Source organism: Nonomuraea sp. N2-4H (assembly GCF_045291505.1).
Lineage (GTDB): Bacteria > Actinomycetota > Actinomycetes > Streptosporangiales > Streptosporangiaceae > Nonomuraea > Nonomuraea fastidiosa.
The window spans coordinates 5,862,684-5,886,095 of the sequence record NZ_CP147987.1 but is presented as its reverse complement, the minus strand read 5'-3'; the positions used below and the strand labels follow the sequence as shown (position 1 = coordinate 5,886,095).

The following is a 23,412-nucleotide window of genomic DNA, read 5'->3' as shown; positions in this document are numbered from 1 at the left end:
GCAGGCATCGTGCCGATCAGCCGCCGGCTCATGCACCATGTATTGGTGCTGCTTATGCTCAGGGAGATCCAGTGCTTCGCGCGGGTGGCCGAGCGGCTGAGCTTCTCCGCCGCGGCGGCCGAGCTGGGGATGTCCCAGCCGGCCATGAGCCAGGCCGTCACCCGGCTCGAACGCGCCACCGGTACCAGGCTGTTCGAGCGCAGCGCCCGCGAGGTGCGGCTGACCGCCCAGGGCAAGGCACTGCTTCCTTACGCGGAGCAGGTGATCGACGCGGTACGCGCGTTCAGCGACGAAGCGGCCCGGCTGGCCCGGCCGACCATTCACCTTGCTTATCCACCGCTCGTCGGCACGCTGGCGGCAAGGATCGTCAGGCGGCTGGCGAACCGCACTCCGGCCATCGGCGTGGAACTGCACCCGGCCGGGCGCGGCGCGGCGGCCCAGGCTTTGGCGAACGGTGAGGTGTCGGCGGCGATCCTGGCGACGCCCGCGCCCGCGCAGTTCGTCACGGCGGTCAGGTTCCACGTCACGGTAGACCACCTGGCGGTGCCCGCCGGGCACCGGCTGGCGGCGCGGCCCCGCGCGGTCGCCGCCGACCTGGGCGGTGAGGTGCTGCTGGCTCCGGGCGGCCGTCCCTGGCCGGGGCTGCCGGGCAGGTCGCGGCTGGCAGGCGACGACGACTTCGCCGCCGCGCTCGACCTGGTGGCGGCCGGCGCCGGGCTGCTGCCCATCCCGCACCTGCTGGTGCGCACGATCCGGCGCGACGACGTGCGGTTCGTGCCGCTGGATGCGGGCGGGCTGCGCATCACGTACGCGCTGGCCTGGTCGAAGGAGCGGGTCACCCCGGAGCTGATGGCCCTCGTCCAGGCCGTGCAGGACGCCCTGTGGACTCGATAGCGCTAGGAGACGGGCAGGTTCTTCAGTGCCTCGCGCCTGCTGAGCCCGGTGATGCCCTTCGCCCGGACGTACCGGACGACCTCGTCCGGGTTGGTCTTGGCGTATTCGCGTAACGCCCAGCCGATCGCCTTGCGGGCGAAGAAGTCGTTGTCGGACAGGCTCGGCTCGATGCACGCGTACAGCAGGGCCGTGTCGGTGCGTTCCTTGAAGCGGTTCTGGCACAGGATGGCCGTGCGCCGCTTCCACAGGTCGGCGTCGTGGGCCCACTCCAGCATGAGCGGGCGCATCGTCTCGGGGTAGGCCGCCAGCAGGTGGCCGATGCGGTGGGTGGCCAGCTCGTCCACCAGGTCCCACCACGCGCCCGTGACGATCATCTCCTCGTACATGGGGACCGTGTAGAGGGTCTGGTAGTCACGGTAGAAGTGGTGGCCGGACAGCTCGATGGCGGCGTAGCGCTCCTCGCGGTATTCGGCCTCGCGCCACAGCGACAGCACCGCCCGCCGCCACTCGGGCGCCGACTCCAGCCGGTGCTCGGCGAACACCCGCCGCAGCGCCGCCCGCCTGGGCACCGCCTGCACGCCGAGGAACGGCATGTCCGACTTCATGTAGGCCCGCATCGCCTCGGCCTTGCCGGGGTCGGCCGCGTCCTGCAGTGCCAGCCGCACCGCCTTGCCGAGGCTCATCCGTGGTGCGTGGTGCGGTCGCCCGTGGCGATGCCGTCGAAGAGCACGGTGATGTAGTGCTCGGCCAGCGCGGCGGTGTTGAGCCTGCCGCCGGGACGGAACCAGCGCACCGCCACCCAGATGGTGTCGCGGATCATCCGGTAGGTCAGCTTGGGGTCGACGTCTGCCCGCAGCAGACCGGCCGCCTGCCCGGCCTTGATCTGGGAGACCCAGATCTGCTCCACCTCTTCCTCGGCCTTGACGAGGTAGTTGAAGCGCTCGAACTGGCGCAGGTAGTTCCAGTCGTTCTGCATCACGGTGATGGCCGAGCGGTGCGGCTCCAGCGTGCTGAAGCCGATGCGCACCATCTCCTCCAGCACCGCGCGCGGGTCGGCGCCCGTGTCGAGCGCGGCGCGGTATCGGGCGAGTAGGTCGTCGAGGAAGGTGGAGAGCACCTCGTCGACGATCGTCTCCTTGGAGTCGAAGTGGTGGTAGAGACTTCCGGAGAGGATGCCGGCCTCGTTGGCGATCTCGCGTACGGTCGTGGCCTGGAAGCCCTTGCGCGCGAAGAGCTCCGCGGCGAGCTTGACGAGGTGGTCACGGCGCTCTGACGCCGACCCCGATGAGGTCGCGCGCTGGCGCTTCGCCGGTGCGGTGGTGGTGCCGGAGTTCTTTCGCGTCGTCACGTCACCATTATGGGCCCTCAGACAATCGCTTGTTCACACAACTGTGCCAGCTCATACGGCGTTCCCGGCTCGACCAAGCGCTTGTTACGATGTCGACGATGTGATCTTCGGCTGCGTGGACACGGTCGGGCCGCGGGCGGGGGACGTCGCGCGTACGTGCTGGCTGGCCGCCGGGCTGCCGCAGGAGGTGCCGGGTGTCACCGTGGACCTGGTGGTGGCGGGCGGCGTCCAGAACATGAGCATGGTGCCGATCTCGTCCGCCGTGTACGCAGGCCGCGCGCTCGGCCACGACACCCCGTTCGCCGGCTCCAAGGGCTGGACCGAGCGGTACGGCACCCGCGAGGTCTCCCAGCCGCGAGATCGTCCCCTATGGAGGGGTCACCGCCGACGAGGGCCCGCGCAGGGACACCACGCCCGAGAAGATGGCCGCGCTCAAGCCGCTGACCGAGGGCGGGCGGCTGACCGCCGCGCTGGCCTCGCAGATCTCCGACGGCGCCGCCGCCCTGCTGGTGGCCCCCATCCCCGCCACCGCGCACGCGCTGCGCGTGACCGGCATGTCCATCGGCGACTTCGACGTCATCGAGGTGAACGAGGCGTTCGCGTCCGTCGTGCCAGGCCTGGCTCAAGGAGACCGGCGCCGACCCGGCCCGCGTCAACCCCAACGGCGGCGCGATCGCGCTCGGCCACCCGCTCGGCGCGACCGGCGCCGTGCTCGCGGTCAAGCTGCTGCACAAGCTGGAGCGCACTGGCGGCGGGTACGGCCTGCAGGTGATGTGCGAGGGCGGCGGCCAGGCGAACGTCACCGTCATCGAACGTCTGGCCGGGACGAGCCGACCGGCGACCTGCCCGGGGCCGTCAACCGTCAACCGGCCGCGACCGGCGGGCGAGCATGTCGCGCGCTTACTCGCGAGCCGCGCGCCGCTCCGCCCCTGGCCGTGGGCACCGGAGTCGGGGACGGGCTGACGTCAGAAAATGCCACTAGCAAATAGGAAACTTTCCTATTAGATTGCGGTTCATGTCCCTCAGCGGTGACCTGCTTCGCCTTGCCGACGCCGTCCTGTTCCCCGGCTTCGCCGGCCACACCCCGCCCGACTGGCTGCGCCGCAGGCTCGGCGGCGGGCTCGCCGGCGTCGCGCTGTTCTCCCGCAACATCGCGGGACCCGACCAGCTCGCCCGGCTCACCGCCGAGCTGCGCGCCGAGAACCCCTCGGTGCTCATCGGCACCGACGAGGAGTCCGGCGAGGTCACCAGGCTGGAGGCGGCCACCGGCAGCAGCCGCCCCGGCGGGTACGCGCTCGGCGTCGTGGACGACGTACGGCTCACCGAGGACCTCGCCCGTGACCTCGGCCACGACCTGGCCGAGGTCGGCATCACCATCGACTTCGCCCCCTCCGCCGACGTCAACTCCAACCCCGACAACCCCGTCATCGGCCTGCGCGCGTTCGGCGCCGACCCGGCCCTGGTCGCCCGGCACACCCGCGCGTTCGTACGCGGCCTGCAATCTGCCGGAGTGGCCGCCACCGCCAAGCACTTCCCCGGGCACGGCGACACCACGGTCGACTCCCACCACGGCGTGCCCGTCGTCGCCGAAAGCGGGATCGCCGACGCCCTCCACCCCTTCCGCGAGGCGATCGACGAGGGCGTCAAGGCGATCATGACGGGGCACCTCCTCGTGCCGTCGTACGACGCCGAACGCCCCGCCACGCTCAGCCCCAAGGTGCTCACCGGGCTGCTGCGCGAAGAGCTCGGGTTCGACGGGCTGATCATCACCGACGGCATCGAGATGGCCGCCGTGTCGGCCGCGTACGGGATCGGCGGCGCCTCAGCCCGCGCCCTGGCCGCCGGAGCCGACGCGATCTGCATCGGCGGCGAGCACGCCGACGAGGCCACCGCCGCCGGTGTCCGGGACGCGATCGCGACCGCCGTCACCACCGGACTGCTGCCCGAGGAGCGGCTGGCCGACGCCGCTCGAAGGGTCCGCGAGCTGGCCGTCTGGGCAGCCTCCTCGGGCAGCCGCACCGAACCCGGTGACGGCACCATCGGGCTGAAGGCGGCGCGCAGGGCCGTACGCGTCACCCGCCGCTCCACCGCGGCCGTGCTGCCGATCGGCCCCGCCCCGCACGTCGTCGAGCTGTCCCCCGAGATGAACCTGGCCATCGACAAGGGCACCCCGTGGGGCGTCGGCGCACCGCTCGCCGCCCTGCGTCCCGGCACCACCGTCGCCCGCCTGGCGGCAGGCGAGACCACGGGACCCGAGCTCGAACGCCAGCTCGGCCTCGCCGGCGGCCGTCCCCTGGTCGTGGCCGTCAGGGACGCGCACCGCCACACCTGGCAGACCGAGGCGCTGCGCCACCTGCTCAGCGCCCGCCCCGACGCCGTCGTGGTCGAGATGGGCCTGCCCGAACGCTCCGACCTCGGCGCCGTGCACATCGCCACGCACGGGTCCGCCAAGGTCTGCGGCCAGGCCGCCGCCGAGGTGCTGACTGGTAGCCTCTGACGGTGATCTTCGATGGGAAGGACCTCTCCCACCGGGCGCTGGCCGACCGGCTTCCCTCCGATGAGACCCACGTCTTCCGCGAGTGCGACCTGACCGAGGCCGACCTGTGGGGCGCGCCGCTCGCGGGCGCCCGCTTCGAGTCGTGCGTGCTCGACGGCGCCGACTTCCGCAAGGCCGACCTCGACGGTGCCGCGTTCACCGGCGGGGGCGGCATGCGCATCCGCTTCAACGACGCCGACCTCATCGACGCGAGCTTCACCGACGTCGACCTGTCCTCGGCGCACTTCGGCGGAGCACTGCTGACCGACGCGTCGTTCACCGGCTGCCGCATGATCGGGGCCGTGCTCACCGGCTCGCGCGGCACCGGCTTCACGCTCTCCCGCTCCAACCTCACGCTCGCCAACCTCGGCGGCTGCTCGCTGCGCGGCCTGACCATCGAGGGCGTACGCTTCGACGACGCCGACCTGTCGGGCTGCGACTTCACCGAGGCGACTTTGAGCGACTGCCGGCTGCGCGGCACCCGCCTGCTCGACACCAAGTTCACCCAGGCCGATCTGCGCGGCGCCGACCTGGGGGAGCCCGACGACGCCAAGCTGCGCGCGTTCGCCGGCGCCGTCATCACCCAGGCCCAGGCCGCCGCCATCCTCGCCGCCCGCGGCATCACCGTCCTCTAAGGGCCCTGCTTCCCCGGCCGCCCGCGCTCCAGAAGGCGCTTCCCCGCCTCTCGCTCCAGAAGGCGCTTCCCCGCCCCTCGCTTCAGAAGGCCCGCACCGCCTCCGCCGAAGGGCCTTCGTTCTCCCCAATCCCTGCTCGCGCGGGCGAACGCCGTGCTGCGGCTCACCGTCAGTTCTCTCAGGGCGATCGGTCCGGTGCTCGCCGGCGTCCTGGTGGCACTCATCAGATCTCCGGCGCTGCTCGCCTGGGACGGGATGTCGTTCCTCGTCGCGAGCGCCGTCCTGATGTTCCTGCGCGTCGAGCTGCCGTCGAAGGAGCGGGTCCCCCTGCTCAGGTCCCTGGCCGACGGCTGGGCTCTGTTCGTCTCGCGGCGATGGCTGTGGACGTGCACGCTCGTCATGACCGTCGGCGGCATGGCCTGGCTAGGCGGTTTCCAGCTGCTGGGCCCGGTCGTGTCCACAGGGCGGGGCGGCAGCGCCTTCTCGGGTGCGGTGGCCTCCGCCTACGCCGCCGGCCTGGTCTGCGGGGGCCTGGTGATGCTCGCCTGGCGTCCCCGGCGCTCCCTCGTGGCCGCCAACCTCGGCTCCGTGGCGCTCTGCCTGCCGTTGCTGGGGCTCGCACTGGCCTAGCCGGACGTCTGGGTGTTCGGCGCCGCGCTGGCCGCCGGGGTCGGCACCGAGATCTCCATGATCGCGTGGACGGCGATCAAGCAGGAGCACGTGCCCGTGGCGGAGCTTTCGCGCGTCTCCTCGTTCGACCAGGTGGGCGCGGTCGCTCTGGCGCCCCTGGCGTATCCCGCGGCGGGCTTCCTGGCTGAGGCGCTCGGAGCGCCGGCCGTGATGGTGGTGGGTTGCGCGCTCGCCATCGCGATCCCGAGCGTGCTCGTGCTGGCGGTCTCGGAGGTGAGAACGCTCAGAAGCACGTGAGGCGCCTTTTACCCGGTCGGTCCGGTTTCGGGGTAGGAGCCTGCCTGACGAGGAGCGGTGTGGACCTGGAGAGTCCGGAGCACCGCCCCCGAGCCCTGACCTCACCAACCCACCGGACTCACCTGCGCCCGCCAGCGCGGGGGTCTGGTTTCCAGGGGGCGTTTCCTGATATTTCTGCTTGATCCTCTCCGGGAGGTCTGTGTGGGAATCTGTGCCGGCCGCGTGGTGGTCGTGACGGGCGCCGGTCGCGGCATCGGACGGGAGCACGCGCTGGAGTTCGCCCGGCAGGGCGCCCGCGTCGTGGTGAACGACCTCGGCACCGGACCGGGCGGCGAAGGCGGCTCGGCGGGGCCCGCGCTCGCGGTCGTCGAGGAGATCCGCGACCTCGGCGGGCAGGCGGTGCCGAGCAACGAGGACGTCGCCGACTGGGACGGTGCGGCCCGGCTGATCAGGGCCGCCGTCAGCGCGTACGGCCGGCTCGACGTGCTGGTCAACAACGCCGGCTTCCTGCGCGACCGGATGCTGGTGTCGATGACCGAGCAGGACTGGGACGACGTCATCCGCGTCCATCTCAAGGGGCACGCGGCGCCGCTGCGGCACGCGGCCGCGTACTGGCGGGAGCGGGCCAAGGCGGGGGAGCGGGTCACCGGCCGGGTGATCAACACCGCGTCGGGTGCGGGCCTGCTCGGCGGCGTGGGGCAGGGCAACTACTCGGCGGCCAAGGCCGGCATCGCCGCGCTGACCCTGGTGACCGCCGCCGAACTGGCCGGGTACGGGGTCACGGTCAACGCCATCGCGCCCGCCGCGCGTACCAGGATGACCGAGCGCGTCTTCGCCGAGACCATGGCCCGCCCCGCGTCCGGCTTCGACGCCATGGACCCCGCGAACGTCTCCCCGCTCGTCGTCTGGCTCGGCTCGGAGGAGTCGGCGCACGTCACGGGACGCGTGTTCGAGGTGGAGGGCGGGACGATCTCGGTCGCGACCGGCTGGCGTCACGGGCCGAAGATCGACCGCGGCGCCCGCTGGGACCCGGCCGAGGTCGGTCAGGCCGTCACCGCCCTCCTCACCACCGCCCCACCCATGGAACCCGTTTACGGCCTCCGCACCTGACCCACCCTCCGCGCCCGCCCCGCCCGGCGCTCGGCGTTGTTCGTGTCCGGCTCGCACACGTGATCCGGCGTGCCCGCTTGGCCCGCCTGACGCCCTGGCTCGCCCCCGCGCGTCTCGCCCCGTCTCGCGCCTCCACCCGCCTCACAGACCTGGCTCGTCTTGTGCCTCGCGCGTAGCGGAGGGCGCCAGGTCGTGGCGGAGGGGCCGCCAAGGCGCCTCAGCAGGCGGCGGGAAGGGGCGCCGAGGTGCCTTCAGCAGGCGGCGGGAAGGGGCGCCGAGGTGCCCTCTGCAGGCGGCGGGGAGGGTTCGACGGCCGTGTCAGCGCATGGTGGAGCGGGCCGTGGGGCGGAGGCGGAGGCGGAGCGAAGGGGCGGTGAGGTGCGGGGCGAGCATGGACAGGTCCACCTCCTGCTCCTTCTGCGGGCTCTCGAACCGGGCGAACCACACGAACACGTTCTCCCCGGTCCGCACGGGCAGCCGAGGATACGTGTTCTCGGCGTGCTCGCTCTCGAAGCACGCGACGGGCGGCGCCCCCGCCTCGGCCAGGACGGGTGCGACCTCGCGGGCGAAGAAGGCGGAGAAGCCGGGGCCGACGTGGTGGATGGTGGCGACGTACAGGGCGGGCGGCAGGGCGGTGGCGCCGACGGGCGGGCGCTCCCACAGGGGCGGCGGGGGCCCGGTCGGGCGGAGCAGCAGCACGTCGTCGGAGTCGGCCAGAGTGGCGTTGGCCTCGTCCCGGTGGGCCTGCCAGACGGGGCCGGAGTAGAAGGCTTCGAGCGAGGCGCGCCGTTTCTCCATGTCGGGAAAGGCCCGCAGCCAGGTGAACCTGTCGGGCTGCCCGACCTCGCGGAAGGAGCCGGGCACCAGCATGCCGGTCGCCTCCTGCGTCTCGATGAACTCCCGCTCGAACAGGGAGATCAGGGTGTCGCGCCGTCCCGGGCGCATGGCGTAACGCCGCAGTTCGTAGATCATGTGCGGACGTTAGCGCCGGGTCACTGACATCCCCTGTCAGGGTAAGCTCGGAACAATATTCTGATCACTTAGAGCTACCATTCGACCACGCATGGTTATATGCTCGCATTGACCTTGATCCCCTGAGGTCAAGGAAGCCCCAAGGGGTCGGCGGCGCCTATCGGGCCCGGTGGCCGCCGTCCCCAGCGGGCCTCCCCTCAGATGGCGAAGGAGCAGATGTGATCAGAAGGGTGTGGACCGCCGCCGTCGTGGTCATCGCGGCCGCCGGTGGAGCACTACTCGCAACCCCCGCTCACGCTGACGACGACTGGGCCGCCCGGTGGGCGAGTTCCTGGGCCGGTGGCAACTGGGCCGTCAACCGGAGCACCAACACCGACTCGGCCCAGTCAGGAAACGCCTTCGGAGACGTCCTCGCCGGCAACAACGGCCGTGGGCTCTCGACCAATGTCAACAACGTCAACGGCATCGCCCCGACCGCGACTCACGGCGGGATCACGGTGACCTACATCTTCTACTGACCCCGGCTGACGTCCGAGAAAACAGCACCTTCGAAAGGACACAACATGATCAAGAAGCTCTGCGTGACCGGTGTCATCGCCGCCTCCGCCGCGGGTGTGACCCTGCTGTCGGCCCCCGCCTACGCCGACACGAACGCGGGCAACACCAGCCGTAACGTCAACTCGTCGCAGTCGGGCAACAACTTCGGCAACGTCTACAACGCCAACGTCAGCCGCGGCCTCGGTGCCACCAGCTTCAACAATGTCAACGGCAACGCCGTGACGGGCACCAACGGCAGCCGCGTCATCGTGGACGACGTGGTCGACTAGCGGATCCCGGGCCGTGCCGCGCGACGCCGGACCGCGGCGCGGCCCGAACCGCGGCGAGCCGGGCCGGAAATGGCCCGGCTCGCGGCGTATTAGCATCCGTGCGTGACTATCTGTGCTTATGCCACGTTCGATGGACCGGACGACGAGCGGGCCCTCGTGCTCGCGGCCTGGCGGGAGGCCGGTATCGAGGGGCGCGTCGAGCGGTGGGACGACCCCGACGCCGACTGGAGCGCCTACGACGCCGTGGTCGTCCGCAGCGTCTGGGACTACGTGGACAGGCGCGGAGAGTTCGTGGCGTGGGCGCGGCGCGTGGGCTCGGTCACCCGGCTGCTCAACCCGCATCCCGTGCTCGAGGCCAACACCGACAAGACCTACCTGCGCGAGCTGGGCGTGCCGATCGTGCCCACGCACTGGTCGTCGCGTGAGCTGCCCGACTGGCCCGAGTACGTCGTCAAGCCGGCCGTCTCCGCCGGTGCCCGCGACACCGCAAGGACCGCCGACCGCGCCGAGGCCGCCCGGCTCGCCGCGGCGCTGGAGGGCGCGGGGCGCACGCCGATGGTGCAGCCCTACCTCGACATGGTCGAGTCGGAGGGCGAGACCTCGCTGGTGTACTTCAACCGCCGATTCAGCCACGCCGTACGCCGCAGCCCCATGCTCGCCCCCGGCGCCACGACCGAGGACAACGAGCGGGCCGAGCTGCGCACACCAGCCCCGGACCAGGTCGAACTCGCCGAGAAGGTGCTCACCGCCGTACCCCATGACCTTCTCTACGCCAGGGTCGACCTGGTCCGGCTACCCGGCGGCGAGCCGGCGGTCATCGAGCTGGAGCTGACCGAGCCGTACCTCTATCTGAAGCTCGCGCCAGGGGCGGCGGCGCGGTTCGCGGGCGCGCTGGGCGAGCTGCTGGAAACTGGCGGCTAGCAGGACAGGCCGCCGTCCACGGGGATGACCGCCCCCGTCAGGTAGGCCCCCGCCCGCGATGACAGGTAGATGGCCGCGCCCGCCATGTCGTCGGGCCTGCCGATGCGCCCGAGGGGCACGCTCTGCGCGATGGCCTGCCGGGTGTCGGGGTCGTCGAGCGCGAACGCCATCATCTTCGAGTCGAACGGCCCGGGGGCGATGGCGTTCACCGTGATGTGCTCCTTGGCCAGGCGCTTGGCGAGATGGCGGGTCAGCATGTGGACCGCCGACTTGGTCGCCGAGTAGGCGTAGCTCTCCAGAGCGGGCACCCTGATGCCGTCGATCGAGCCGATGTTGATCACCCGGGCCGGGTCGTCGGCGTCCGCCGCCTGCCTGAGCTGCGGCAGGAACTTCTGCGTCAGGTAGAAGACGCCCTTGACGTTGATGTTCCAGAGCTTGTCGAAGGCGTGCTCGGGATACTCCTCCAGCGGCGCGCCCCAGGTGGCGCCGGCGTTGTTCACCAGTACGTGAAGCGGCCCGTCCACGGCCGACACCAGCGTGTCGACGCCCTCGGGCGTGGACAGATCGGCGGGCACCGCCCGGCAGCCCAGCTCGGCGGCCGTCTTCTCGACCTCGGCGGTCTTGCGGGCGGAGATGTACACGTCCGCTCCCGCCGCCACGAACCCGGCGGCGATCATGCGTCCTATGCCGCGCGAGCCGCCCGTGACGACGACGGTCTTGCCTTCCACGGAGAACAGAGTCATGTTCTGGGAGCTTGCCATACCAACTGGTCGGTCGCCAGCTCCCGGCGTCATACGCCGCCCGCCCCGGAGCCACGCGGCCGCCGTCCGGCGTCACGGGCCCGGCAGGCGGCCGTTGCGGAACAGGTCCACGAAGCGCCGGTGGTCAGCCCGCGCCTGCGCGCCGTACCGGTGCGCGAAGTCCACCAGCATCCCCACGAACCCGGCCAGCGCGACCCGCGTACACTGCCGGGCCCGCTGCGGCACCCGGTGCAGCACGCCGGTGGTGGTGCCGAGGGTGAGCGAGCCGATCGCCCCGCCGCCTGCCCCGCTGATCAGGGGTGCTGCGAGGACACCGAGATCACCTCACCCGTCATGTACGAGGAGTAGTCGCTGGCCAGGAAGACGATGACGTTCGCCACCTCCCACGGCTCGGCCGCCCGCCTGAACGCCTCCTTGGCCGCCGGCTCGGCCGGCAGCCTCTCGTCGGTCACCTTCGCCAGGAGCGGGTGCATGGCGAGCGGCGCCGGGACGCCGAGTCCGGCGTTGTTGACCAGCACGTCCAGCCCCGTATCCGGCTCGGAGTAGCCCTGGCGCCACGGCTCGTCGCCGCGCTGGATCGCCGGCAGGAAGCGGTCCTTCTGCTCGTCGGTGCCGAACTCCAGGATCGTCGGGCCGATCAGGCCCTCGCCGATGTGGCCCACGCGGGCGGGGGCGTCGGCCCTGGCGTACTCCTCGTAGCAGGCGACCTGGTCCTCGAGCGAGGCCGCGCGGCCGCCGTGCCGCTCGGGCCAGGCCGGGCAGGTCCAGCCGTGCTTGCCGAGGTGGCGCTCCCACGCGTGGCGCAGCTCGAAGCCCTCGTGCTCGCGGCCTGGACCGCCGAGCCCGCGCGCCCCGGCGAGGGGACCGCTCAGGTTCTTCTCCAGCCAGGCCCGCGCCTCCTCACGCAGGCTCGACGAACCGCCCAACGAACCCCCCCGTAGCCGCCGCGGTAGAACACCAGCGGGCCGCCGTCGGCGTGCGTGTCGAGCTGGAGCGCCCGTGCCACCACGATCACGTGGTCGCCCGCCGGGTGCTCGGCCTCGACCGCGCAGTCCAGCCAGGCCAGCGCGCCGTCGAGCACGGGGTTGCCGCCGGGGGAGCCGGTCCACGACAGCCCGGCGAACTTGTCACCGCCCTTGGCCGCCATCCGCGCGCAGACGGCCTGCTGCGTCTCGGCCAGCACGTTGACGGTGAGGACCTTGGCGCCGCGCACCTTGGGCCAGCTCGTGCTGGTGTGCGCCACGCAGAAGGCGACCAGCGGCGGGTTCAGCGAGACGGAGGTGAAGGAGTTGGCGGCCAGCCCGCACGGCCGGCCGTCCACCGGATCGACGGCGGTGATCGCCACCACGCCGGTCGCGAACCTGCTCAGCACCTGCCGGAACCGGCGGCTGTCCGGCTGGCCGTTCGCGCCGTGGTGGGCCGGGCCCGTGACCATGGCGGCTTCGTTGCGAATCCTGCGCTGATGGGGCGCCGGAAGGCCGCGACAGCCGTCCGGCGCAATGAGCCGGGCAGCGTGTGTGCTCATGGTCCGCCTCCTCGTCCGCCTGCACGTCATATTACCAAGCGCTTGCTTGGACGCTAGGGGCAAGCCGGAACGGCTGTCAAGTCGTGCCCTCCGACCTGCGTTGACAGCGGTGAGACCGCGCCGTACTCGCCGCCCCGGAGGACGCCGGGCTGCCTCCCAACGCCGTGGACGGCCTGGCACCCACCACGTCGGCGACTCCGCACCGCCCACGCTCGTCGCGCCCGCGCTCGGCCTGACCGGCGTCACCTGGCACCTCGACCAGTCCGGCGGCGGCAGCGTCTCGCACGCCGTCGTCGGCCAGGCCGCGCTCGCCGTCGCCACCGGCATGGCCGAGACCGTCGTCACCACGGCCGAACGCGCCCGCTCGCTGCGCCGCCCGCCCGTCCTCATCTCCGCCGCGGCCTGGGGCGGTGGTACCTCCCACCTGTCCGGCGGCGCGGGCGATCCCACCGTGACGGCCGCCGCCGAGCCGGCGCCCCGCCTGTACGCCCAGGCCGGCCTCGGCCCCGACGACATCGACACGCACGGCGGCTTCCTGCCGGAGGGATGCGTGCACGGCATCGACCACATCGCCGAGGCGATCTCCCAGCTTCGCGGTGAGGCGGGGGAGCGCCAGGTGCCGATGACCGGTCACCGCCCGCCCGACCCGAGGAGCGCCTTGACCGCTCACCTGCCCCGGCCCGACCGTGACTCCGCGCCATGGTGGGAGCTGCTGGCCGGGCGCCGGTTCGCGGTGCAGGAGTGCGACTTCTGCGGCATGCTCCGCTTCCCGCCGCGCGCGTTCTGCGCCGCCTGCCGGGCGGAGGGCGCGCACTGGCGCGAGGTGCCGCCCGAGGGGACGGTGGAGAGCTGGATCGTCAGCCGTCAACCCTTCGTGCCGGGAAGGCGCGACCGACCCATACCTAGTGGTAATGGTCGCCTCGCGGCGGTGCCCGGTGGCCTGATCTACGGGAACTGGCGGGCGGAGCGGCAGCCGGTTCCGCGGGAGCCGGTGGCAGGGGTGTTCGCCGAGGTCACGCCCGAGGTGACGCTGCTGGATTGGGCGCCGGCGGGCGACGCGGACGGCTCCGGCGCGGGAATTCCGGGCCGGACATGATCCCGGTTTTCGACCTTGCACCGCAAATTGGATTGGTACCAGAAAATCCCACCGGTCCCACGGTCCCCAATAGTGCCCGCACGTTCGTGCCCGAAGGTTGATGATGTGGCTGTAGGCGTCGTCACCCCCGGCGGCGCGGGACCTTGGGGCAGACATGAGCGTTGCGTACGACAGGGCTCGCGTGACCGCGAGGCGGTCGCGCGGCGCGCGCATGCCCTCGCGCGGACCGCCGCCCGTATATGAAAAAGCCCCCATCGGGAGATGGAGGCGTCGGCTCGGCCGGTCCCTCGGAGGAAGGCGCGCCCTGGCGGGCGTGGGGGACCCGCCAGGACGCGCTTCCTGCCCCGTGTGCGACGACCCAGGACTCCGGCGAGGGATGGAGTCCTAAGCCGTTGGTTCACACACGGAGTCGATGGGGGAGCGTGAAGGCTCCTGCCGCCGGCGACGTGCGATGCGTCGAGCCGCTCCGACCGGGTCATCGATGGGATGCGCGACGGGGGCGCCTACCTCCTCGTTGCGGACAAAGGAACCGTCGTCGCATCTCGCGGTCGGCTCGGCCGACACCGAGTGCGCGGGCGTGCCGCCGCCCCTGCTCTGGTAGGTGTGGGTAGACCGCAGGCGGAGCGGCGCGTCACGCAGTGGACGAGCTGCTTCGCGAGGGTCCTGCCAGGGCAGAAATGACGTACCCGCGCGGACCGGCAACACTGGCCTTCACCCCCTCACCGGCCTTTAGATGGATTTGTACCAACGAATGGATGATGGGCCGGTAGAAGGGGTTCGGTCAAGGGGTTGTGGCCTGCTAGAACCAGATCGTCTAAATTGTTGGAACAAAAGGGGTGAAAGTGGCAAGGTCGGTGCTGTATCAGCAGGTGGCGTCGGAGTTGCGCCGTGCCATCTACTCGGGCGTCCTCGGCCCCGGGGCGCAGCTGCCGACCGAGGCGCAGCTCATGGAAGACCATGGGGTGAGCAGGAACACCGTGAGACTGGCCCTCGGCGAGCTCGTCAATGAAGGGCTCGTCACGCGCACGCCGCGGCGCGGGACGGTCGTGCGGGACCGGCGTCCGCTGCTGATGTATCCGCAGCGGGAGCTGGAGCCACAGCCCAGCGGAGAGCTGCGTGAGGCCTTCGCCTACGCCGTCACGCAGGAAGGTCGCGAGCCCAGCCAGTACATCGAGGTCCTGACGGTGTCTCCGGTCGAGGAGATCGCCAGCAGGCTCGAGCTGGCCGAGGGGGAGCTGGCGGTGGTGAGACGCCGTCTGCGTTTCGTGGACGGCCAGCCGTACAACACCAACGACTCTTACTTCCCCCGTGACCTGGTAGCGGATTCTGAGATCGCCAGGCCCGGTGACATCGCGCGAGGGGCGAACCGGGTGCTGGAAGAGCTGGGGCACGCGCAGGTGCGCGTCGTCGATGACATCTGGGCGCGCATGCCCAACCAGGATGAGGTAGAGCGGCTCCAGCTCGAACTCGGTACACCAGTCATGGTGTACGTCAGAGTGGGGTACGACGCCGATGACACGCCTGTGCGTGTCGCCGTGTCGGTTTTGCCAGCCGACAAACATCTGATCAGATACGAGCTCGATCGCCGCTAGAGCTCGTGGGTGAAGGGGTGATCCCGCCGGCCGGGCGCAGCGAGAATTAGCCGCCTCGCTGGCCATGGGGAGTCGTGCATACTCCCCTAAATCGCCATTTATCCATATATATCGGATGCATGGCCACATTTCGCCCCAGCGCGACATCGCGTCATCACGCTATGTACCGCTGCGGACACCCACGGCATCGAAGGATTCGTACTATGCACATCAACACCCTTCTGCATCCGCTCTGCCTGCGCAGGGCCGAACCCGCGGACCTTCCCGGCGTACTCACGCTGCTCGCCGACACCGCCGAGTGGCTCTATATGCGGGGAGTGCGGCAGTGGCCGCGGGGAGGATTCGGACCCGAGCGGATCGAGCCGCTCATAGCCGAACGCACGCTCTTCCTGCTCGATGACGAACTGAGGTATCTCGATCCCGACGAATCGGCCCCTCCGGTGGCCACGATAGCCCTTGACGACAACGCCGACCCCGAATTCTGGACATCTGCCGACGATCCGGGTGCCGCGCTCTACGTCCACAAGCTGGCCGTGGCGCGCTCCTGGTCCGGCTCGGGCCTCGGTGACGCCCTGCTGGACTGGGCGTCCTCGGTGGCGTACGCCTCGGGCCTGCCCTGGCTGCGGCTCGACTGCGCCAAGACCAACCTCCGGCTGCAGGACTACTACCGCGGCCGCGGTTTCCACCACGTCCGTACGGTGGACCTGCCGCACAGGTCGTCGGGCGCGCTCTTCCAGCGCCGTACGGAGGACCTGCCGATCACGGTCTTCCGCGACCTGACGATGGCCGAGCTCATCAGCGCCTGACCTCGCCCCCGACCCCGGCCGGCCCCGCCGGGGTCGGCGCCCGGGCCTCGCGCCGGCCCGGCCCCAGCGCCTGAGATCAGTGCCCGAACTCACAGGAGCATGCCGGGGCTGTGGAGGAGAGATAACGGCACAAAAGGACAGATAGCCCTATAACCTCTCCTGCATGACCGGATCCCTGCTCGAGGTGATCGCGCTCAACGTGCGCGATGCCGTGGCCGCTGAACAGGGCGGCGCCGACCGCCTGGAGGTCGTGGCCGACATGGCGGCCGACGGGCTGACCCCCTCCCCGGAGACGGTCGCCGCGATCGCCGCCGAATGCCCCCTGCCGCAGATGGTGATGCTGCGCACCGAGGCGAACTTCGCCGCGGACTCCGACACCCTCGACCGGCTCGCCCGTGAGGCCAAGGCGCTCGCCGAGGCCGGCGCGGCCGGGTTCGTGTTCGGCTTCCTCGACGACACCGGCGCGGTCGACCTGGCGGCGACGGAGGCCCTCATCCACGCCGTCTCCCCCCTGCCCTGGACCTTTCACCGGGCCGTCGATCACGCGGCCGACGTGCACGCCGCGTGGCGGGCGGTGCGCCTGCTGCCGAACCTCGCCACCGTGCTGACCTCGGGCGCGCCGACCGGGGTGCGCGACGGGCTGCATGTGCTCAAGGCGCGCGCCGACGCCGGCGACGCCTCGATCGTGCTGGCGGGCGGCGGCCTGCGACCGGCCCACGTGGGAGAGCTGCTCGACTACGGCGTGCGCGCCTTCCACGTCGGCTCCGCCGTACGGGCGAGCTGGTCGGACCCCGTGGAATGGCGCCTGGTACGTCAGTGGCGGTCGCTGATCGAGCGCGACTGACGGCCCGTGCGACCGGCGCTCAGGGGAGCGCCTGGTCGGCCCGGCGCAGTGCGGCGGCCAGCGTGCGGATGGTGGCCGGCTCGTCCATCACCCCGCCGCCGGCGGCCCGCCGCTCCTCCCAGGCCCGCACCCGCTCCCGGTAGGAGTCGTAGCGCTCCAGGTGGAAGGCGTAGACGGTGGCGAAGCGGCTCACCAGGTGGGACGGATGCATGTCCCATCCCTGGTAGAACCCGTGCCGCAGCGAGTGGCGGACCAGCTCGGCGTGCCGCCGCCACAGCGCGTGCACATCGTCCGCCCGGTCCGAGGCCGGCGCGGCGGCCAGCGACCCGTCCGACAGCTCCACCCCAGTGCCCGCGAAGGCCGTCTGCATCACGTGGCGGGCGTGATCGCAGGCCGGATGGTCGAGCCGCTGCTCGTGCGGCGGCAGCCCGATCGCGGCGGTGTAGTCGAAGACCCCGAAGTGGGCCGCCGACAGCCGGCCGCCCAGCGACGCGTTGAGGTCGCCGCGCAGGAACGGCAGCGTCTGCGGCGCCTCCACCTGCATCTCGAACCGCAACGGCGCCCCGAACTCGCCCTCCAGCTCGGCCAGCACCCCGGCGAACTGCCCGAGGTACGCCTCCATCAGCACCTTGGGGAACGTCACGACGAACCCGGCGGGCAGCTCCCCGGCCCCGGCGACCACCCCCGACAGGAACCGCCGCAGCGTCCCCACCGACCGCGCGGGATCGCCGTCCGCGAACGACTTGACCCGCAGCCCCCACCGCCGCGGCAGCGACCCGGAGGCGTGCAGCGCGGCGACCGACTCGGCCGCCCGCGCGGCGTGCTCGTCCTCGACCTCGTCGCCGCGCACGCCGTAGCCGTCCTCGAAGTCGATCCGCAGGTCCTCGACGGGCTCGGCGGCGAGCTTGCGCAGCACCTTCTCGTGCACGGCGGCCGCCAGCGCGTCCGGCAGGCCGAACACCTCGGCCACCTCGCGCGGCCCGGACAAGTGCGCCTTGGCCAGGGACGACGCCTCGTCACCCCAGGCCGCGACGGTCCCCGCGGAGAACCGGTCGGCGGGCACGTAGACGGTGTGCACGGGTTGCCAGCCGGGCTCGGCGGAGGGGTAGCGGGCCTGCTGCGCCCGGTACGCCTCCTCGAACCCCTCAGGGACGGCACGCACGGAGCATGGCCTCCAAGCCCACGAGCTTCACTCTCTCTCCCCGGCCGAGCGAGCGCGCCAGCTCCATCTCGGCCGCCTCGATCGCCAGCCACTCCTCGTACGTGACCGGCTGAACGCCCCGAGAGGCCAGCAGCGCCTCGATGCCGTCCGACCCGACCCGCTGCCTGCCGTCGAGGTCGGCGAGGAGCGTACGGACCGTCTCAGCGGCGTCCGACTTGTTCGTGCCGATCACCCCGGTGGGCCCGCGTTTGAGCCACCCGGCCACGTACTCGCGGTCGCGCACGCGCCCCGCCGCGTTCGGCACCGTCATGGTCTTCTCGGAGAACGGCACGCCCGGCAGCGGCACGCTCTGGTAGCCGACCGAGCGCAGCACCATCCCGACCGGCAGCGTCTCGTACTCGCCGGTGCCGGCCACGCGCCCGTCGTCCGACAGCCGGGTGCGCTCCAGCCGCAGCCCCTCGACCCGCGAGGTGCCGAGGATCTCCACGGGACGCAGCCAGAACCGCACGTCGAGGCGGCGCGGACGGCCCACGGGCTCGCGCGTGGCCCACTGCTGCAGCACCTTGATGTTGCCCTGCACCTGGCGCGGGAAGTCGGTGCCGAGCACGGCGGCCTCCTCCGGCCGCACGCACACGTCGGCGTTGGCCAGCTCGCCCAGCTCCCGCAGCTCCTTCAGCGTGAACTTGGCGTGCTCGGGCCCGCGCCGCCCGATCATGTGGATGGCCTTGACCTGGCTCTGGCCGAGCCGTTCGAGCACTTCATGGGGCACGTCGGTAGCACGCAGCTCCTCGGCGGTCTTGGCCAGCACGCGTACGACGTCCACCGCCACGTTGCCGACCCCGATGACCGCCACCTCGGAGGTGTCGAGCGTGAAGCGGGAGGGATCGACGTCGGGGTGGCCGCAGTACCAGTTGACGAAGTCGGTGGCGGCGACGCTGCCCGGCAGGTTCTCCCCGGGGATGCCGAGCTTCCTGTCGACCATCGCGCCCGTGCAGTAGACGACCGCGTCGTAGACGCCGAGCAGGTCCTCGACCGACACGTGCGTGCCGAGCGTGACGCCGCCGAAGAAGCGCACCTGGGGCAGCTCCAGCACCCTGCGCAGGTAGCCGGCGATCGACTTGATCGAGGTGTGATCGGGGGCGACGCCGTACCTGACCAGCCCGTACGGGGTGGGCAGCCGCTCCAGCACATCGACCGCGACAGGTTCGGCCGACTGCTTGACCAGCGCCTCGGCGGTGTAGATCCCGGCGGGGCCCGACCCGATGACCGCCACGTGCAACGTCACGCTGCCTCCCTATGCCGGTGTGCGTGCGCCCGGGACACCTTGTGACGATGTATCCCCGTTTGCCGGCACGGCTGAACCCTGGATCAGGCGCAGGGTCCGCCCCCAGGCTACTCTCCGCACTGCTGATCGCGGCGTAAGGCGAGCCCCTGCACCGGGTCGGGCACGCCGATCACCGCCGCCTGCGCCGGCGAGCCCTCACGCGGCAGCGGCGACTCCACCTCGGCCGGTGAGACGTTGAAGCCGTTGACGATGTAGAGCTCCTTCTTGCGGTCCACGATGGCGAGGTCGCCCGCCTCGTCCAGCACGCCGACGTCGGCGGCGGTGGCGATGGCCTGGTCGCGGGTGGGGGCGACGTACCAGGGGATCATCAGGGCGACGCGCCGCGAAACGGGATCGAAGCCGTGCTCGGCCAGGCAGGCGCGGTAGGCCGCTGGACCGGGCGCGGATAGACGGAGACGCCGGGGATCTCGAAGAACTCGCTGGAATGGCGGCCCGCTCGGCCGTGCGGATGGGGGACTGGAACGGCAGCAGCACCCCGAGCCCGAGCCTGATGCGCTCGGTGCGCTGCGAGATGGCCGCCAGGACCGGATCGGGGCCGAGGAGTGGGTATAAACCAAGCGCTCGCTTGGGAGCGCGTTTCAGTGGCAGGGACTTGCGGGAAGGGCGCGGCGACGATCAGAGTGGATGCTCGTGAAGCGAAAGCACGCGCCGCGGCGGCCCAAGGCGGTCAGGACCCCCACCCCAGGCGACGAACTCTCGCTCACCAGTGCCCGCAGATACGAAGCGTTCGGCCGGGTGATGGCCGCCCTCGCGACCGAGGCCGACTTCATCGAATCCTGCCGCGACCTCACCTGGTGGCGCGGGGCCGACCACAGCTGGCACATCGAGTGGCGCGACGGCCCGTACGCCTCCGAGGTGGCCGCGCTCCTCGCCGAGCAGGTCCGCGACCCGGGACACGACGGCCCCCTCGTCACCCAGGCGGGTCCCGGCCACGCGAGTTCGGCGGTGCTCGACGTGATGGGCGTGCGGTTCGAGCTGCGTGCCATCGACCCCATGGGCCGCGCCAGGGTGCGCGCCCGTCCCGACTTCTGGCGGCTGGCCGAAGCCCTCGACACCACCCGCCGCACCAACACCCGGCACCCCTGGGAGGAGCTGCTGGGCGGTTAGCCCTCGAAGACGTGCGCGGACACGCGTCCACTGTGCGCCGTCGCCGGCCGGTGCGTACGGAACCGTCCCGGTCGGCAGGCCGCCGTCCAGCCGCAGCTCTCCGTCGCCGGGCAGCACCACGGTCGCCGTGGTCTCGCCCCCGGCCGGCGCCGCCGGCGCCGCCGTACTCCTCGGGGACAAGCAGTTCCGCGTCCCCAGATCGCGCGCGCATTCCCGCCAGGAAGCGCCGGGGCGGCGAGATAAGTGATCACGTACGGCGGCGCGAAGGTCATCGGCGAGTGTCAGTCGATTATAGTAACCAAGCGCTTGCTGGTTTTGGTACCAGTATGACCGAAATTTGCCTTTTCTGGAGGTCCGCATAATCTGAAGGTGGTCATCCCCACAGTCATTGGGGGAGGGGTTGACCTGGGAATGGACATGGACAACAGCACGATCGAGTACGCCGACTTCGCCGAGTACGACCGGCGCCAGCGCGCCATCGAACATCATTTGCTGGCGGCCGTCTTCGGGGGCCTCGCCGTGGGCGTGATCGGCATGCTCCTTTCCGGCCCCGGCTGGGCCGGCCAGATCTACGATCCCTACGCCTATCTCGCCCTCTCGCTCGCCGTCGGCGCGACCGCATCGGGCTTCGGCTGGGCGCTGCTGACCACCGTCCTCGCCTCGCTGTCCACATTGGTCGCCGGGATCGGCGCGAGCGCGCTGCGCGGCGGCGACGTCATGAGCCTCACCGGCGCTCCCGTCACCGGGCTCGACTGGACGCTCGCGCTGCTCGTCTGCCTCGGCCTGCTCGCCTACGCCACCCGCAGGGACGACGTCTGGGGCGACGTCGCGGCCGGCGCCGTCGGCGCCGCGCTGATCGCCGACGTGGTGGCCAGGGCCGTTCCAGGGGTCGTCGGCAGCGAGCAGTCGTTCTGGCCCGGCCCCGCCATGGTGATCGGGGTGCTCACCGTGGCCGCGGTGCTCGTGCTGCGCAGGAACGTACGGGGACGCGTGCGCGCGCTGGCGCTGTCGGCCACCCTCGCCGGCCTGGTCACGGCCGGCATGACCACCGCCATGACCGACTGGTTCCCGCTGGCCGGCTGAGGTCGTGGGGGCCGTACGGCGACCTGCGGACGGACCTGGCCACCGAAGCGGGACGCAGGAGCCTGGGCCGGCGAACTCGCGGAGGCTGGGCTGTGGAATAAGCGCGAGCACACCGCTCCTCCGACTCGATAGCCTGTACTCCTCCGGATCCAGCATCGAACAAGGAGTAGCCGTGTTGCTGCGCATGTCGTCGTTGTTTCTTCGCACCCTGCGGGACGACCCGGCAGACGCGGAAGTGCCGAGCCACAAGCTCTTGGTCCGCGCCGGATACGTCCGCCGCGTGGCCCCTGGCATCTACTCCTGGCTTCCGCTCGGAAAGATGGTGCTGGAAAACGTCACCAGGATCGTCCGCGAGGAGATGAACCGCATGGGCGGCCAGGAAGTGCTCTTCCCCGCCCTGCTGCCCCGCGAATACTACGAGGCGACCGGTCGCTGGACCGAATACGGCGACACGCTCTTCCGCCTGAAAGATCGTAAAGGCGCCGACTATCTCCTCGGTCCCACGCACGAGGAGCTCTTCACCGACATGGTGAAGAGCGAATACTCCTCTTATAAGGACTACCCGGTCACGCTTTACCAGATTCAGACCAAATATCGCGACGAGGCGCGGCCCAGGGCGGGCATCCTGCGCGGCCGCGAGTTCCTCATGAAGGACTCCTACTCCTTCGACCTCGACGACGACGGTCTCAAGCGCTCCTACGAGCAGCATCGCGAGACCTACATCAGGACCTTCGACCGCCTCGGCATCAACTACAAGATCGTCTTCGCGCAGTCCGGCGCCATGGGCGGCTCGGCCTCTGAGGAGTTCCTGGCGCCCACGCCCACCGGCGAGGACACGTTCGTCTCCTGCCGCTCCTGCGGTTACGCCGCCAACGCCGAAGCCGTCGTCACTCCCGCGCCCCCCGCGCGCTCCCTCGACGACGCGCCGCCGCTCACGGTCATGGACACCCCCGGCACGCCGACCATCGAGTCGCTGGTGTCCTACGTCAACGAGCACCACGGCCTGAACATCACCGCCGCCGACACGCTCAAGAACGTCGTCGTCAAGGTCACCACGCCCGGCTCCGACAAGGTCGAGACGCTGGTCATCGGCGTGCCCGGCGACCGCGAGGTCGACTTCAAGCGCCTGGAGGCCGCGCTCGCGCCCGGCGAGCCCGCCATCTTCGAGGCCGAAGACTTCGCCAAGCACCCCGGGCTCGTCCGCGGCTACATCGGCCCGCAGATCCTGCGCGAGCTCGGCATCCGCTACCTCGTCGACCCCCGCGTCGTCACCGGCACCTCCTGGGTCACCGGCGCCAACGAGCCCGGCAAGCACGCCTCGGGCGTCGTCGCCGGGCGCGACTTCGTACCCGACGGCACCATCGAGGCCGCCGAGGTCCGCGCCGGCGACGCCTGCCCGCGCTGCGGCGCCGAGCTGTCCATCGACCGCGGCATCGAGATCGGCCACATCTTCCAGCTCGGCCGCAAGTACGCCGACGCCGCCGGCCTCGACGCTCTCGGCCCCGACGGCAAGCCCATCCGCATCACCATGGGCTCCTACGGCATCGGCGTCTCCCGCGCCGTCGCCGTCATCGCCGAGCAGAAGCACGACGAGCTCGGCCTGGTCTGGCCGCGCGAGGTCGCGCCCGCCGACGTCCACATCGTCGGCACCGGCAAGGAGAACCAGGTGGAGGCCGCGCTGGAGCTGGGCGCCGAGCTGGAGTCCCGCGGGCTGCGCGTGCTCGTCGACGACCGGCCGCAGGTCTCGCCCGGCGTCAAGTTCAAGGACGCCGAGCTGCTCGGCATCCCGACCATCGTCGTCGTCGGCCGCGGCCTCTCCCAGGGCGTCGTGGAGCTCCGCGACCGCGCCTCCGGCGAGAAGTCCGAGATCCCCCTCGCCGAAGCCGCCGACCGCATCACGGCCGCCGTCAACGCCTGACCC

General features: G+C 71.4%; 26 protein-coding genes and 2 pseudogenes. 18 read left to right on the top strand and 10 right to left on the bottom strand.

The window, feature by feature from the left end; translation table 11 throughout:
- The first annotated feature begins 54 nt into the window (after positions 1-54).
- Positions 55-894, top strand: a complete 840-nt coding sequence (locus WBK31_RS26910; RefSeq protein WP_364069934.1) for a LysR family transcriptional regulator — start codon at positions 55-57, stop codon at positions 892-894.
- Positions 895-896: 2 nt separating this feature from the next.
- On the opposite strand, the gene WBK31_RS26905 is transcribed toward WBK31_RS26910, so the two are convergent.
- Positions 897-1,577, bottom strand: coding sequence for a DNA alkylation repair protein (locus WBK31_RS26905; protein ID WP_364069808.1), 681 nt, complete (start codon positions 1,575-1,577; stop codon positions 897-899).
- The gene (locus WBK31_RS26900) at positions 1,574-2,242 is read right to left on the bottom strand and encodes a TetR/AcrR family transcriptional regulator (RefSeq protein ID WP_406673374.1); all 669 of its coding nucleotides are present in this window, start codon (positions 2,240-2,242) and stop codon (positions 1,574-1,576) included. Before WBK31_RS26900 ends, WBK31_RS26905 begins: the two co-directional genes overlap by 4 nt.
- A gap of 91 nt (positions 2,243-2,333) precedes the next feature.
- Between WBK31_RS26900 and WBK31_RS26895 the strand changes: the two are divergent.
- The 6 genes and pseudogenes from WBK31_RS26895 to WBK31_RS26870 all read left to right on the top strand — a co-directional run.
- A pseudogene (locus WBK31_RS26895) lies at positions 2,334-3,061 on the top strand (acetyl-CoA C-acetyltransferase); the annotation flags it as partial.
- Between the two features lie 196 nt (positions 3,062-3,257).
- On the top strand, positions 3,258-4,739 hold the full coding sequence (locus WBK31_RS26890) for a glycoside hydrolase family 3 N-terminal domain-containing protein (RefSeq protein WP_364069805.1): 1,482 nt from the start codon (positions 3,258-3,260) through the stop codon (positions 4,737-4,739).
- 2 nt (positions 4,740-4,741) lie between these two features.
- Positions 4,742-5,413, top strand: coding sequence for a pentapeptide repeat-containing protein (locus tag WBK31_RS26885; RefSeq protein WP_364069803.1), 672 nt, complete (start codon positions 4,742-4,744; stop codon positions 5,411-5,413).
- A gap of 195 nt (positions 5,414-5,608) precedes the next feature.
- Positions 5,609-6,043 carry a hypothetical protein gene (locus WBK31_RS26880; protein ID WP_406673373.1) on the top strand — a complete coding sequence of 145 codons (435 nt, stop codon included), beginning with the start codon at positions 5,609-5,611 and terminating at the stop codon, positions 6,041-6,043.
- A 12-nt stretch (positions 6,044-6,055) separates the two neighbouring features.
- Positions 6,056-6,340, top strand: coding sequence for a hypothetical protein (locus WBK31_RS26875; protein ID WP_364069799.1), 285 nt, complete (start codon positions 6,056-6,058; stop codon positions 6,338-6,340).
- Between the two features lie 201 nt (positions 6,341-6,541).
- Positions 6,542-7,450, top strand: coding sequence for an SDR family oxidoreductase (locus WBK31_RS26870; protein WP_406673372.1), 909 nt, complete (start codon positions 6,542-6,544; stop codon positions 7,448-7,450).
- Between the two features lie 318 nt (positions 7,451-7,768).
- On the opposite strand, the gene WBK31_RS26865 is transcribed toward WBK31_RS26870, so the two are convergent.
- Complete coding sequence (locus WBK31_RS26865) at positions 7,769-8,422, bottom strand: NIPSNAP family protein (RefSeq protein WP_406673371.1); 654 nt, start codon at positions 8,420-8,422, stop codon at positions 7,769-7,771.
- Between the two features lie 218 nt (positions 8,423-8,640).
- On the opposite strand from WBK31_RS26865, the gene WBK31_RS26860 reads away from it, so the two are divergent.
- From WBK31_RS26860 to WBK31_RS26850, 3 genes are all read left to right on the top strand, one after another.
- Positions 8,641-8,940 (top strand): hypothetical protein, encoded by a 300-nt coding sequence (locus WBK31_RS26860; protein ID WP_364069793.1) that lies wholly within the window; start codon positions 8,641-8,643, stop codon positions 8,938-8,940.
- 45 nt (positions 8,941-8,985) lie between these two features.
- Positions 8,986-9,249, top strand: a complete 264-nt coding sequence (locus WBK31_RS26855; protein WP_364069791.1) for a hypothetical protein — start codon at positions 8,986-8,988, stop codon at positions 9,247-9,249.
- Positions 9,250-9,351: 102 nt separating this feature from the next.
- Positions 9,352-10,170 carry a RimK family alpha-L-glutamate ligase gene (locus WBK31_RS26850; RefSeq protein WP_406673370.1) on the top strand — a complete coding sequence of 273 codons (819 nt, stop codon included), beginning with the start codon at positions 9,352-9,354 and terminating at the stop codon, positions 10,168-10,170.
- Here WBK31_RS26850 and WBK31_RS26845 read toward each other — a convergent pair.
- The 4 genes from WBK31_RS26845 to WBK31_RS26830 form a co-directional block, all read right to left on the bottom strand.
- Positions 10,167-10,913 carry an SDR family oxidoreductase gene (locus tag WBK31_RS26845; RefSeq protein ID WP_378787001.1) on the bottom strand — a complete coding sequence of 249 codons (747 nt, stop codon included), beginning with the start codon at positions 10,911-10,913 and terminating at the stop codon, positions 10,167-10,169. The genes WBK31_RS26850 and WBK31_RS26845 overlap by 4 nt on opposite strands.
- 90 nt (positions 10,914-11,003) lie before the next feature.
- On the bottom strand, positions 11,004-11,168 hold the full coding sequence (locus tag WBK31_RS26840; RefSeq protein WP_364069785.1) for a hypothetical protein: 165 nt from the start codon (positions 11,166-11,168) through the stop codon (positions 11,004-11,006).
- A 56-nt stretch (positions 11,169-11,224) separates the two neighbouring features.
- Complete coding sequence (locus WBK31_RS26835; RefSeq protein WP_406673369.1) at positions 11,225-11,857, bottom strand: SDR family oxidoreductase; 633 nt, start codon at positions 11,855-11,857, stop codon at positions 11,225-11,227.
- Positions 11,800-12,366, bottom strand: coding sequence for a flavin reductase family protein (locus WBK31_RS26830; RefSeq protein WP_406673368.1), 567 nt, complete (start codon positions 12,364-12,366; stop codon positions 11,800-11,802). The genes WBK31_RS26835 and WBK31_RS26830 overlap by 58 nt, the downstream gene beginning before the upstream one ends.
- Positions 12,367-12,572: 206 nt before the next feature.
- Between WBK31_RS26830 and WBK31_RS26825 the strand changes: the two are divergent.
- The 5 genes and pseudogenes from WBK31_RS26825 to WBK31_RS26805 form a co-directional block, all read left to right on the top strand.
- Positions 12,573-13,075: pseudogene (locus WBK31_RS26825) on the top strand (acetyl-CoA acetyltransferase); the annotation flags it as partial.
- A gap of 3 nt (positions 13,076-13,078) precedes the next feature.
- Positions 13,079-13,552, top strand: coding sequence for a Zn-ribbon domain-containing OB-fold protein (locus WBK31_RS26820; protein WP_378790198.1), 474 nt, complete (start codon positions 13,079-13,081; stop codon positions 13,550-13,552).
- Between the two features lie 854 nt (positions 13,553-14,406).
- A complete protein-coding gene (locus WBK31_RS26815) occupies positions 14,407-15,144 on the top strand; it encodes a GntR family transcriptional regulator (protein ID WP_364069783.1) in 738 nt (245 codons plus the stop codon).
- A 203-nt stretch (positions 15,145-15,347) separates the two neighbouring features.
- The gene (locus WBK31_RS26810; protein ID WP_406673367.1) at positions 15,348-15,950 is read left to right on the top strand and encodes a GNAT family N-acetyltransferase; all 603 of its coding nucleotides are present in this window, start codon (positions 15,348-15,350) and stop codon (positions 15,948-15,950) included.
- Positions 15,951-16,113: 163 nt separating this feature from the next.
- Entirely contained in the window at positions 16,114-16,794 is a 681-nt protein-coding gene (locus WBK31_RS26805) for a copper homeostasis protein CutC (RefSeq protein WP_364069779.1), read from the top strand.
- Between the two features lie 19 nt (positions 16,795-16,813).
- Here the strand turns inward: WBK31_RS26805 and WBK31_RS26800 are convergent, their stop codons facing one another.
- The 3 genes from WBK31_RS26800 to WBK31_RS26790 all read right to left on the bottom strand — a co-directional run bounded on the left by WBK31_RS26800 (position 16,814) and on the right by WBK31_RS26790 (position 19,609).
- Complete coding sequence (locus WBK31_RS26800) at positions 16,814-17,956, bottom strand: DUF6986 family protein (protein WP_364069777.1); 1,143 nt, start codon at positions 17,954-17,956, stop codon at positions 16,814-16,816.
- Positions 17,940-19,241, bottom strand: coding sequence for an FAD-dependent oxidoreductase (locus tag WBK31_RS26795; protein WP_364069775.1), 1,302 nt, complete (start codon positions 19,239-19,241; stop codon positions 17,940-17,942). Before WBK31_RS26795 ends, WBK31_RS26800 begins: the two co-directional genes overlap by 17 nt.
- A gap of 107 nt (positions 19,242-19,348) precedes the next feature.
- Positions 19,349-19,609, bottom strand: a complete 261-nt coding sequence (locus tag WBK31_RS26790) for a hypothetical protein (protein WP_378787005.1) — start codon at positions 19,607-19,609, stop codon at positions 19,349-19,351.
- Between the two features lie 316 nt (positions 19,610-19,925).
- Here WBK31_RS26790 and WBK31_RS26785 point away from each other — a divergent pair, with 316 nt between their 5' ends.
- The 3 genes from WBK31_RS26785 (at position 19,926) to WBK31_RS26775 (ending at position 23,409) form a co-directional block, all read left to right on the top strand.
- Positions 19,926-20,408 (top strand): hypothetical protein, encoded by a 483-nt coding sequence (locus WBK31_RS26785; RefSeq protein WP_364069773.1) that lies wholly within the window; start codon positions 19,926-19,928, stop codon positions 20,406-20,408.
- Between the two features lie 417 nt (positions 20,409-20,825).
- A complete protein-coding gene (locus WBK31_RS26780) occupies positions 20,826-21,491 on the top strand; it encodes a hypothetical protein (RefSeq protein WP_364069771.1) in 666 nt (221 codons plus the stop codon).
- Between the two features lie 172 nt (positions 21,492-21,663).
- Positions 21,664-23,409, top strand: a complete 1,746-nt coding sequence (locus WBK31_RS26775) for a proline--tRNA ligase (protein ID WP_406673366.1) — start codon at positions 21,664-21,666, stop codon at positions 23,407-23,409.
- Positions 23,410-23,412 lie beyond the last annotated feature (3 nt).